The sequence below is a fragment of the Caulobacter vibrioides OR37 genome, from assembly GCF_000372645.1.
Classification (GTDB): domain Bacteria; phylum Pseudomonadota; class Alphaproteobacteria; order Caulobacterales; family Caulobacteraceae; genus Caulobacter; species Caulobacter vibrioides_E.
In genome coordinates, this window is record NZ_APMP01000027.1 from 59,284 (window position 1) to 70,082 (window position 10,799).

General features: G+C 68.8%; 9 protein-coding genes and 1 pseudogene. 5 read left to right on the forward strand and 5 right to left on the reverse strand.

From position 1 onward, the window contains the following. Window positions 1–38: 38 nt before the first annotated feature. Entirely contained in the window at window positions 39–1,220 is a 1,182-nt protein-coding gene (locus OR37_RS16995) for an alpha/beta hydrolase (RefSeq protein WP_165570625.1), read from the reverse strand. A 164-nt stretch (window positions 1,221–1,384) separates the two neighbouring features. Between OR37_RS16995 and OR37_RS22210 the strand changes: the two are divergent. Further along, a pseudogene (locus OR37_RS22210) lies at window positions 1,385–1,537 on the forward strand (hypothetical protein); the annotation flags it as partial. 44 nt (window positions 1,538–1,581) lie between these two features. Here OR37_RS22210 and pseI read toward each other — a convergent pair. Both pseI and OR37_RS17005 read right to left on the reverse strand, forming a co-directional pair. Beyond that, window positions 1,582–2,634 carry a pseudaminic acid synthase gene (gene pseI, locus OR37_RS17000; protein ID WP_004622602.1) on the reverse strand — a complete coding sequence of 351 codons (1,053 nt, stop codon included), beginning with the start codon at window positions 2,632–2,634 and terminating at the stop codon, window positions 1,582–1,584. A gap of 344 nt (window positions 2,635–2,978) precedes the next feature. After that, window positions 2,979–3,188 (reverse strand): hypothetical protein, encoded by a 210-nt coding sequence (locus OR37_RS17005; RefSeq protein WP_004622605.1) that lies wholly within the window; start codon window positions 3,186–3,188, stop codon window positions 2,979–2,981. 145 nt (window positions 3,189–3,333) lie between these two features. On the opposite strand from OR37_RS17005, the gene trxB reads away from it, so the two are divergent. Then, complete coding sequence (gene trxB, locus OR37_RS17010; RefSeq protein WP_004622608.1) at window positions 3,334–4,341, forward strand: thioredoxin-disulfide reductase; 1,008 nt, start codon at window positions 3,334–3,336, stop codon at window positions 4,339–4,341. A gap of 159 nt (window positions 4,342–4,500) precedes the next feature. Here the strand turns inward: trxB and OR37_RS17015 are convergent, their stop codons facing one another. Together OR37_RS17015 and OR37_RS17020 are read right to left on the reverse strand one after the other, a co-directional pair. Continuing rightward, entirely contained in the window at window positions 4,501–5,748 is a 1,248-nt protein-coding gene (locus tag OR37_RS17015; RefSeq protein ID WP_004622611.1) for a cell wall hydrolase, read from the reverse strand. Window positions 5,749–5,761: 13 nt separating this feature from the next. Then, entirely contained in the window at window positions 5,762–6,241 is a 480-nt protein-coding gene (locus OR37_RS17020) for a Dps family protein (protein WP_004622613.1), read from the reverse strand. Window positions 6,242–6,314: 73 nt separating this feature from the next. Here OR37_RS17020 and OR37_RS17025 point away from each other — a divergent pair, with 73 nt between their 5' ends. The 3 genes from OR37_RS17025 to ku all read left to right on the forward strand — a co-directional run bounded on the left by OR37_RS17025 (window position 6,315) and on the right by ku (window position 10,761). Then, window positions 6,315–8,699: a hybrid sensor histidine kinase/response regulator gene (locus OR37_RS17025; RefSeq protein WP_004622614.1), complete on the forward strand. Its 2,385-nt coding sequence runs from the start codon at window positions 6,315–6,317 to the stop codon at window positions 8,697–8,699. A gap of 64 nt (window positions 8,700–8,763) precedes the next feature. Continuing rightward, entirely contained in the window at window positions 8,764–9,798 is a 1,035-nt protein-coding gene (locus OR37_RS17030) for a DNA topoisomerase IB (protein ID WP_004622617.1), read from the forward strand. A gap of 135 nt (window positions 9,799–9,933) precedes the next feature. Then, window positions 9,934–10,761 carry a non-homologous end joining protein Ku gene (ku, locus tag OR37_RS17035; protein WP_004622618.1) on the forward strand — a complete coding sequence of 276 codons (828 nt, stop codon included), beginning with the start codon at window positions 9,934–9,936 and terminating at the stop codon, window positions 10,759–10,761. Window positions 10,762–10,799 lie beyond the last annotated feature (38 nt).

A 10,799-nucleotide genomic window follows, 5' to 3' on the forward strand; every position in this document is an offset into this window, starting at 1 on the left:
TGGGGAGCGTAGATAAGCAGCAAAATATCCCAGGGAGGTCAGTTTCGCGTGTTCCGTTCGGTATCGGGAGGGGCAATTGCCCACCAGAAAAGCGCGTTCCAGGTCGAGATGCTGTGGCCGCCTACGACGTATTGTTCGTCCACCGACGGGCCGAGCTGCGCGATCTGATGGGCGTAAGCGTCGAACTTCTTTGAGGACTGCTCCAGCGTTCCCCCGCCGAATTTGATCTTCAGATCCTTCACCTTGACCGGGTAGCTTGGCGGTTTCCAAATGCCGTTGGAGAACACGAGAGCGGTGGAGAACAACTCACTGTGGGCGAGCGCCATCGACAAGGCCCAAGCCCCGCCGTTTGACCAACCTCCCACGAAGCGCGCTCGTCGCGATACCGGCGTCGGCTCGACGAGAGGAATTACCTCATCCGTTACGAAGCGCTCGAATGCATTGAATTTGTCGCTGTCCCCTGCCGCCAAAAGCAGCTCACCCATACGCTTCTCCCCAAACTGATCGTCGTCTGTCGGGGGATCGATTCCGACGATCACCAGATGATCCAGTCTCTTCTGGGCGGTCGGCGACGGGACGTAGTTGAGGAAAGGCGCGTAGCTAGCGCCGTCGGCCAGGTAGAGGACCTGGCAGCGCGCCAGTCCGCGCTGACAGAACCGCCCTCGATACACGTGGATGTCGCGAGCAGCTTGCAGATGACGACTGTTGATCGTCCGGCGTTCGAGGGCGACGGCGGGCCCTTCAGAGGTTACGCGAGGGTGCGTGGCGTCCGGACCGCGAAAGTCGCGATGAGGCGATGGAGCGCCTAGCAGATTAGCGATCGAAAGCTGCAGGACCGCGGCGTTCAACTTCGGCGCGTCGATCGAAACGCCCCACAGACCCTCCGAGACTGGCTTCAAGTAGGTTTGCAGATCGCAGCAGAGGTAAGGGGCCTCACCAAAGGCGAACGCTTTGGCGGACGTCCTAAACGTTATGTCGATCGTCTCGCCGTGCGATTCATAGTTCATGGCCTGCGCGGGCGCGGACTGCGCAATCGCTTCGGCCCTCTCTGTCGTAAGAGCGCGCTCACACGTGGTCGTAACGGCGGACGAGGCGCAGGCGGGAAAGGTGCTGAACCTTGGCCCTTTGCGTGGCTTCATATCGTCTGCCGCGTGGCCATCGCCCGAAACGATAAGACTGATCAGGAGTCCCGCAGTCGCTTTAGTCAGCACGTTGATCACACACATACCCAGCGGCGTTGCTACTCATGGACGAGCGTCGCGCGGGATACAAGGTGGCTTGGAAGTCCGCAAGCCTCGCTGAGGGAGAGACGAAAAGTGCGAAGCGGCTACAAGTCCCAAATGTCCGCTCAGGCTCGCCCCCAGTCTCTCGCCTTCTTCCATAAATCCGACCTTCCCGGCGACACGTCAGTGCGGCGAAGCCAATGCCGGGATCCAGATCGAGCCCGCCGGTCGCCGTCCGAAGCGCGCCGCGTGGCGTCGCATCATCCCCAGCCGCCCCGGATGAATCTGGGCCCCGGCGTTCGCCGGGGAGGTCGGTGTATGGGAAAGGTCCAACTCGGCCGGCGAGCCCCTCCGCCCCCTACCCCACCATCGACCAGTCCAGCGGCTCGCCGCGGGCGAGGTTGCGGGTGGCTGGCTTGCCCAGGACCTTGTCCAGCTCGCCCGGCGGCAGGCCGGCGCCGGGGCGGACCGAGCGGATGTTGGCGCGGGTCAGGGGCTGGCCGGCCTTGACGTCGGCGGCGACATAGAGCGAGCGGCGGAACTGCAGGTTGGCCCGCTCGGCGCCCAGCACGTCGTAGTGCGCGACGCCGAGCGCCGCCCAGGCGTTCTTGGTGTCGGCCACCAGGGCCTTGAACTCGGCCGGTTCCAGGCTGAAGGCGGCGTCCGGTCCGCCGTCGGCGCGGGCCAGGGTGAAGTGCTTCTCGATGCAGCAGGCGCCGACCGCCACCGCCGCCACCGCCGCCGCCGTCCCCGGCGTGTGGTCCGACAGGCCGATCGGGCAGCCGAAGCGGGCGGCCATGTCCGGGATGGTGCGAACGTTCGCGTCGGCGAACGTGGCCGGATAGCTGGAGACGCAGTGCAGCAGCAGAACGCCCGGCGCGCCGGCCGCCAGGGCCGTGTCGCGGGCGGTCCTCATCTCCTCCAGATTGGCCATGCCGGTCGAGATGATCAGCGGCTTGCCCTTCGACGCGGCGTACCTGATCAGCGGCAGGTCGACGGCCTCGAACGAGGCGATCTTGAAGGCCGGGGCGCCCAGGTCGTGCAGCAGGTCGACGGCGGTCTCGTCGAACGGGCTGGAAAAGAGGGTCACGCCGCGCTGGCGGGCGCGCGCGAAGATGGCGGCGTGCCACTCGAACGGCGTCTGGGCCTCCTGATAGAGCTCATAGAGGGTGCGGCCGTCCCATAGGCCGCCGTGGATCTTGAACTCGGGCCGGTCGACGTCGAGGGTGATGGTGTCGGCGGTGTAGGTCTGGATCTTGATCGCGTCGCAGCCGGTGTCGGCCGCCGCGTCGACCATCTCCAGGCAGCGGTCGAGGCTGCCGTTGTGATTGCCCGACAGCTCGCAGATCACATAGGGCGGGTGATCGACGCCGATCTTGCGGCCGGCGATCTCGATGAAGGGGGCGGACATGGCGGATCACCCGGAAACGTGGTTGCCGCCAGCTTAACCCGCCAAAGGTGGACGAGCCGTCAATCGACGCCCGGCGCGCCCTTCTCGTCCCACGGTCCATACTGCGGCAAGCCGTTCAGGCCATCGGTCAGACGGGCTCTTAGGGCTCGATCGCGTCGCTGAGCCCTCCAGCGTTCGCGCCCAACGAAGAACCCTATCAGGGCGCCGCCCAAGACACCCGGTCCCCAGAAGTGGCGAAAATAGTCCAAAAGGCCGCCGCACGTCGCCAGCCAAATGCAAGGACCCCAAACGGTCAGCCGATCAGCCAGCCGCGTCATCTCGCCAATCTCCGGACTTTTCCGGGCCTATTCCAGATGCGGTTCGTAGTGGCGCAGCGGCGGCCTGCGGCTGAGCCGCTCCTGGTATTCCCGCTTGCCGACCAGGGCCGAAAACCCGGCCAGGGCGGCGAAGAGCGCGATCAGCGCGAGGCCCAGCTTGAGGTCGCCGAACCAGAAATTGGCCAGTCCCGCGAACAGGGCGACCAGACCCACGCCCAGCATGACTCCGAGCTTCATGAGTTCTTCCTCCCGTGGCTTTTGTCGCCACTGAAGGGAAGTTGACGCCAGAAAACGGGTCCTGTCCACCGAGCTTTGCCACGACTTGAGCGCGCCGCGTCGTCGCAATCTGGCGCGACGGCGGAATCGAGCCTAGATATCCGCCATGTCCACGCCCTCACCCCGCCAGACCCGCTGCCTGATCATCGGATCGGGTCCCGCCGGCTACACCGCCGCCATCTACGCCGCCCGCGCGCTGCTGAAGCCCGTGTTGATCGCCGGCATCCAGCCGGGCGGCCAGCTGACCATCACGACCGACGTCGAGAACTATCCGGGCTTCGCGGACGTGATCCAGGGCCCGTGGCTGATGGACCAGATGCGCGCCCAGGCCGAGCATGTCGGCACGGAATTCGTCAGCGACATCGTCACCCACGTCGACCTTTCCAAGCGCCCGTTCGCGGTGAAGACCGACAGCGGCCAGGACTGGATCGCCGAGACGATCATCATCGCCACCGGCGCCCAGGCCAAGTGGCTGGGCCTGGAAAGCGAGAGCCGGTTCCAGGGCTTCGGCGTGTCGGCCTGCGCCACCTGCGACGGCTTCTTCTATCGCAACAAGGACGTCATCGTGGTCGGCGGCGGCAACACCGCCGTGGAAGAGGCCCTGTTCCTGACCAGCTTCGCCAGCAAGGTCACCCTGGTCCACCGCAAGGACGAGCTGCGGGCCGAGAAGATCCTGCAGGAGCGCCTGCTGGCCCACCCGAAGGTCGAGGTGATCTGGGACAGCGTCATCGACGAGGTGCTCGGCCAGACCGAGCCCATGGGCGTCACCGGCGCGCGCCTGAAGAACGTCAAGACCGGCGAGACCACCGAGGTGAAGGCCGACGGCGTGTTCATCGCCATCGGTCACGCGCCGTCGTCGGAGGTGTTCGCCGGACAGCTGGAGACCGGTCCTGGCGGCTATCTGAAGGTCAAGCCGGGCACGGCCTCGACGGCGATCGAGGGCGTCTACGCGGCCGGCGACGTCACCGACGACGTCTATCGCCAGGCCGTGACGGCCGCCGGCATGGGCTGCATGGCCGCCCTGGAGGCCGTGCGCTTCCTGGCCGAGGAAGACCACAAGGCCGCGCATCACCCGATCAGCCACGCCGAGGCGGGCAAGATCGGGGTGTGGTAGACGGCTGAGCGCCTCTCCTCCCCCTCTTGGGGGAGGTGGATCGCCGCGAAGCGCGGCGAGCCGGAGGGGGTTTGTCATGACTCAGCGGGGTCGGCGCTTCCCCCCCTCCACCGGCGTTCGCCGGTCCCCCTCCCCCAAGAGGGGAGGAGACGCTTGGGCCTACCGGTTCAACGGATTCAGCAAGCTCGGCGGCCGCGCCTTCGGCTTGGGCGGCGGCGGCGGCTCGGCCGGGGCGGCGGGGGCCGCGATCGTGGGCGGCGCGGGCTCGCCCGCGACGCTTTCCAGCGCCTTGTTGATCTTGGCGATCTCGTCCGGCGTCGGCACGCGGCGTCCGGCGACCGTGCCCTGCATCTGATAGCGCTCGCCGTTCGGGGCGTTGGCGTCGGGGATGGCCACCAGCTTGGCGTCGGGCAGGTTCGGCACGGCGCCCAGCACCGAGGCCGGCGCGTTGACCGGCGGCAGCCCGCCGGCGGCCTTGACGTCGGCGGCCAGCGCCTCGGGCGGTTCGGCCTCCAGGGTGCGCGGGTCGGCGGCCATCAGGATGTCGGCCGAGACCGTCTCGTTCCCGGAATAGCGACCGGTGAAGGCAGCCCGCGTCCCGGACGGCCCGGTCCAGCGATAGAAGATGTGCTGGCCGAACTGCTTCAGCTTGACCAGGGTCGGGGCCCAGTACGGCGCCACATAGTCGGCGTGGTAGTGGGTGGCCATGCCGATCGGCTTGAAGACGAAACCGGACAGCGCCCGCCGCGCCACCGCCTGGGCGTTGGCCCACGGGACCGGCGGCGGCGTGCGGGCTAGGGAACCGTCGCAGGCGAAGCTGAACTGGCAGCCGGTGGCCCGCGCCGCGCCCTCGTAGACCACCCCGCAGATCGACTTGGGATAGCCAGGGTGGCGAACCCGGTTGATCACCGTCTGGGCGATGGCCTGCTGGCCCTCCAGCGGTTCGAACCCGGCCTCGAAATACACCGCCTGGGTCAGGCAGTTCAGCGCCTTGGCCCGCGCCTCGGCGCCGCCGGTCAGCACGAAGGGCTTGGCGGGCTCCAGGCCTTCGTCGACGGCCGGTCGCAGGGCGTTGATGATCCGCGCGTCGTCGAAGTCGGGCGGGACGTCGCCCAGGCGGGGAATGTCCTTCAGTCGGATCACCTCCCAGCCCCGCACGCGGCCCCAATAGTCCTTACGCGGCCGGGGGTCGTGGCGTCGGGCCAGGGCCAGCATGGCCGGATCGAAATCGGCCACGTAGTGCTTCAGCGCCCGCTCGCTGAAGCCGCCGGTGACGCGCACCAGCCCGCCCTCGCGGCCGCTGCCGGCCGGCACGTAGTAGGTCGCCGTCGCGCACGCGGAAAGGCCGCCGACGACCAGCACGGTCGCGGCGGCCTTTCCGCGTCGGGCGCGGATCAGCGATCTCACCCCCGGGTCCAGGCTATTTCAGCCCCAGGGTGGCGCGCAGCATCCAGGCGTGTTTCTCGTGGGCCTGCAGGCGCTGGGTCAGCAGGTCGGCGGTGGCCTCGTCGCCGGCGTCATCGGCCACGGGAAAGGCCTCGCGGGCGGTGCGGATGACCGTCTCGTTGTCGGTCAGCAGGTCTTTCAGCATCTCTTCCCAGCCCTTCTCGGGATCGCCGTCCTTTATGCTGGAAAGGTTGCCGAACGCCGAATAGCCCTGCGGGGCCAGTTCGCCGAGGGCGCGAATGCGCTCGGCCAGATCGTCGAGCGCGGCCCATTCCTCCTGGTACTGTCCTTCCAACAGGACGTGCAGCGACTGGAAATTTGGTCCCCGGACGTTCCAGTGATAACCGTGGGTCTTGAGATACAGCGCGTAGCTGTCGGCCAGGACCTTGCTCAGGGAAGCGGCGATCTCGGCGCGTTGCTGGGCGGTCAGTCCCGTGTTCAAGGTGTCGGCCATCATGGTCTCCCGCGTTGCGTATCTTAGGTAAGCGTGCCCCTGCCCTTGGCAAGTCAGCCTTGCCGGAGCGACGATGCAGAACAACGAGGCCCCTTCCTTGGTTCCCAAAGAACGAGGACGCCTTTACGGCCTGATTAGCGCCTGGCTGATCCCGCAGGTTCCGCCGCCCCTCTGGCGGCGCGCCGTCGCCGCCGCGATCGGCGTCGTCATGGCGATGATGATGCGGATCACGCTGCTGGGCGTGCACGGCGGCGTGGGCGCCACCCAGCCATTCTTTCCGGCCGTCATGCTGGTGACGCTGTACGCCGGCTGGCGCTGGGGCCTGGTCCCTCTGCTTGGCGGCGCTCTGTTCGGCTGGTGGCTATGGGGCGGCCGTGACGGCCTGCCGCTCGACGAGGACGAACTGAGCACCCTGGTCATCTATCTGGTCTGCGGGATCATGGTGACCGCGGTCGCCGAGGGGCTGCGCGGCGCGATGCGCGGCCTGGCCCTGGCCCGCGAGGGACGGGCCGAGGCCGAGGCGCGGCTGCGGGTCACCCAGACCGCCGCCGGGGTCGGCCCCTGGGACTACGACCTGGAGACCGGCGAGCTCTATCTCTCGCCCGCCGCCCGCAAGAACATGGCCATTCCCGTCGATGCGGAAATCGGCCTGGACGACCTGCCGCGCTATGTGCATCCCGACGATCGCGAGGCCGCCTTCGCCGCCGTGATGGGCGCGATCGAGCGGCGGGAAGACTACGAGATCGAGTACCGCCTGTCCGACGCCAGCCAGGGCGAGCGCTGGGTGCACGGCCGCGGCGAGGTCGTTCGCGACGAAGACGGCCGAGCGGTCCGGATGATCGGGCTGAACTTCGACGTCACCAACCGCCGTCGCGCCGAGGAGCGGGTGCGCGAAAGCGAGGCCCGCTTCCGAAATCTGGCCGACAGCGCCCCCGCCCTGATGTGGATTTCCCACCCCGGCGGCGTTCGCGAATTCGTCAACCGCGCCTATGTCGAGTTCGCCGGCCTCGACTACGACAGCGCCCTGACCCTGGATTGGCGTACGCGGATCTTCCCCGACGACCTGCCGGAGATCCTCAAGGCCCAGCTCGCGGGCGAGGCCTCGCGCGCGCCGTTTAGCCTTGAATGCCGCTACCGCCGCGCCGATGGCGAATGGCGGTGGCTGAAGTCGTTTTCGCAGCCGCGCCTCGACCCGTCCGGCGCGTTCGCCGGCTTCATCGGCATCGCCTTCGACACCACCGAGGCCAAGCAGGCCGAGGCCAAGCTGACGGGGATCAACGAACTGCTGGAGGAGCGGGTCGCCGCGGCGGTGGCCGAGCGCGACGCCGCCCAGGCGGCGCTGTCGCAGTCCCAGAAGCTGGAGGCGATCGGCCAGCTGACCGGCGGGGTGGCCCACGACTTCAACAACCTGCTGACCGTGATCATCGGGGCCCTGGACGTGGTCGAGCGCCATCCCGACGACGAGCGGCGGCGCGCGCGGATGATCGGCGCGGCCCTGGCGGCGGCCAAGCGCGGCGAGAAGCTGACCCAGCACCTGCTGGCCTTCGCCCGTCGCCAGCCGCTGAAGCCGCAGGTCTGCCGCGTCGACAGCCTGATCGCCGAAAGCGAGGGCCTGCTGAAACGCGCCCTGGGCGACGCCTACACCTTCCATATGCGCCTGGGCGCCGGCGTGCGAAACGCCAGGATCGACGCCGGCCAGTTCGAGGCCGCCCTGCTGAACCTGGTCGTCAACGCCCGCGACGCCACTCCGCCCGGCGGCGAGGTGACGGTCGAGTCCGGCCCGGTCACGCTGGCCAAGCGCAAGGGCGACCTGGAGCCCGGTCAATATCTGCGCATCGCCGTGCGCGACACCGGATCGGGCATGGACGCGGCCACCATCGCCCGGGCCGTCGAGCCGTTCTTCACCACCAAGGGTCCCGGCCAAGGCACGGGCCTGGGCCTGTCCCAGGTCTATGGCTTCGCCCGGCAGTCGGGCGGCTCGGTCGAGATCGAGAGCAAGCCGGGCCAGGGCGCCGTCGTGGCCCTGATGCTGCCCGTGGTCGACGGCGACCCGGTCCGCGAGCGCCTGCCCAAGGTCGATCACATCCAGGCCCAGACGCCCTCGCGCGTGCTGCTGGTCGAGGACGATCCTCAGGTGGCCGAGCTGGTCGACGCCATGCTGCGCGACCTGGGCCATGCGGTCGTCCGCGCCGGCGGCGTCGACGAGGCCCTGGCGCGGCTGGAGCAGGACCGGGAGATCCAGCTGGTGCTCAGCGACGTGATCATGCCCGGCGGCAAGAGCGGCGTCGACCTGGCCGAGCAACTGGCCGCGACGCGCCCCGGCCTGCCGGTCGTGCTGTGTTCGGGCTATACCGGCGGCGACCAGGGGCGCGCCCGGGCGGGCGACTGGCCGTTCATCAGCAAGCCGTTCTCGCTGGAGACCCTGGCCCAGGCCCTGGCCCGCGCCCGGCCGCATTAGGGTCTCGCCGCAACCTTCGTCCGTCCACGCCGTTCCGCGCAGGCCACGGCGGGAGGAAACGAAGATGCCCTGGGACATGGCGGACGGCGCGCCGCCCCATCTGACCTACGTCAATGACGACGACCCGGGGATCCGACGGTCGTTGGACAAGGACGGCTTCGCCTATCACGATCCCGACGGCCGCGCGGTGCGCGACGCGGCCGCCCTGGACCGCATCCGCGCCCTGGCGATCCCGCCCGCCTGGACCGACGTGTGGATCTGCCCCTCGGCCGACGGCCACATCCAGGCCACCGGCCGCGACCAGAAGGGCCGCAAGCAGTACCGCTATCACGACGCCTGGCGACGCGATCGCGACGGGCTGAAGTTCGGCCGGATGATCGCCTTCGGCCGCGCCCTGCCCCGCTTGCGCGCCCGCGTCGAGGCCGACCTCGCCCGCCGGGGCCTGCCGCGCGAGAAGGTCATCGCCGCCGTCGTGCGGCTGATGGAGCTGACCCTGATCCGGGTGGGCAACGAGGAATACGCCCAGGCCAACAAGAGCTTCGGCCTGACCACCCTGCGCGACCGGCACGCCCGGCTGTCCAGCGTCGGCGGGACCTTTCAGTTCAAGGGCAAGAGCGGCAAGGTCCACCAGACGGGCTTCCGCGACCGGCGACTGGCCCGCATCGTCAAGGCCTGCCAGGATATCCCCGGCCAGCGGCTCTTCCAGTACCATGACGAGAACGGCCAGCGCCGGGCGGTCGAGAGCGCCGACGTCAACGCCTATATCCGCGCCGCCATCGGCGAGGGCTTCTCGGCCAAGGACTTCCGCACCTGGGCGGGCACCCTGGCCGCCGCCCAGGCCCTGTGCCAGCGTCCGAAGGCCGCTAGCGCGACGGAGGCCCGGCACCACGTCTCGGCCTGCGTGAAGGCGGTCGCGGGCCTGCTGGGCAACACCGCCGCCGTCTGCCGGGGCTCGTACATCCACCCGCTGGTGCTGGAGGCCTACGAGCAGGGCGTCCTGCCGCTGAAGCCCGGCCGCTCGGCCCGGGCCTTCGAACTGGCGGTGATCCGTTTTCTGGAGGCGGCGCGGGCGTCGTGCGGCGCGCCGGAGCGCCCCTAACGCCCCCAATCGCTATTCTTCCTCCCCCGAGAAACGGGGGAGGTGGCGCGCGACGCATGTCGCGTGACGGAGGGGGCGCATCCGGGAACGCCCCTCCCCACGCCCCGTTGACTCGTCTCGAACGGAGAAACGCCCATGGCCGCCGGCCGTCCCACCTGGCAGGGCCACCTGCGCCTGTCGCTCGTGACCTGTCCGGTCGCGCTCTACACCGCCACGGACTCGGGCGGCGACGTGCACTTCAACATGCTGCACAAGGAGACGCACAACCGCATCCGCATGGTCCCGACCGACCCGGATCTTGGGCCGATCGAGCGTTCCGACATCGTCAAGGGCTACGAGATCGAGAAGGGCCAGTATGTCGTGGTCACCCAGGACGAGATCGACAGCGTCCGCCTGGAAAGCACCCGCACCATCGACATCGAACGCTTCGTGGCCGCGCGCGACATCGACCGCCTGTACTGGGACAGCCCCTATTTCCTGGTTCCCGACGGCAAGCTGGCGGCCGAGGCCTATACGGTGATCCGCGAGGCGATGAGCGGCGCCGACCAGATGGCGCTCGGGCGCGTGGTCATGCACCAGCGCGAACGGCTGCTGGCCATCGAACCGCGCGACGAGGGCATGGTCGCCTGGACGCTGCGCTCCCGCCGCGAGGTGCGCGACGCGGCCGCCTATTTCGACGCCATCCCCGACCGCAAGGCCGATCCGGCCATGATCCAGATCGCCCGAAAGATCATCGAGCAGCAGGAAGGCCCGTTCGATCCCGAAAAGTTCACCGACCGCTACGAGGACGCCCTGCGCGCCCTGATCCAGGAAAAGCGCAAGGGCAAGGGCCGCAAGGTCCAGGTCGAGGCCCCCGAGGACACCAATATCGTCGACCTGATGGAAGCTTTGAAGAAGAGCCTGGGCGGACCGGCGGGGAAGGCGCGGCCTAAAAAGGCCCCCGCCCGAAAGAAGGCGGGTTAGCGGTCGCTGATAGAAACCCTCTCCCTCCGGGAGAGGGC

What these genes read in the sequence shown, in the direction of transcription:
- OR37_RS17005 (WP_004622605.1), bottom strand. Translation starts at nt 3,188, where the DNA reads ATGAAGCTCGGAGTCATGCTGGGCGTGGGTCTGGTCGCCCTGTTCGCG.
- OR37_RS17025 (WP_004622614.1), top strand. Translation starts at nt 6,315, where the DNA reads ATGCAGAACAACGAGGCCCCTTCCTTGGTTCCCAAAGAACGAGGACGC.
- OR37_RS17020 (WP_004622613.1), bottom strand. Translation starts at nt 6,241, where the DNA reads ATGGCCGACACCTTGAACACGGGACTGACCGCCCAGCAACGCGCCGAG.
- pseI (WP_004622602.1), bottom strand. Translation starts at nt 2,634, where the DNA reads ATGTCCGCCCCCTTCATCGAGATCGCCGGCCGCAAGATCGGCGTCGAT.
- ku (WP_004622618.1), top strand. Translation starts at nt 9,934, where the DNA reads ATGGCCGCCGGCCGTCCCACCTGGCAGGGCCACCTGCGCCTGTCGCTC.
- trxB (WP_004622608.1), top strand. Translation starts at nt 3,334, where the DNA reads ATGTCCACGCCCTCACCCCGCCAGACCCGCTGCCTGATCATCGGATCG.
- OR37_RS17030 (WP_004622617.1), top strand. Translation starts at nt 8,764, where the DNA reads ATGCCCTGGGACATGGCGGACGGCGCGCCGCCCCATCTGACCTACGTC.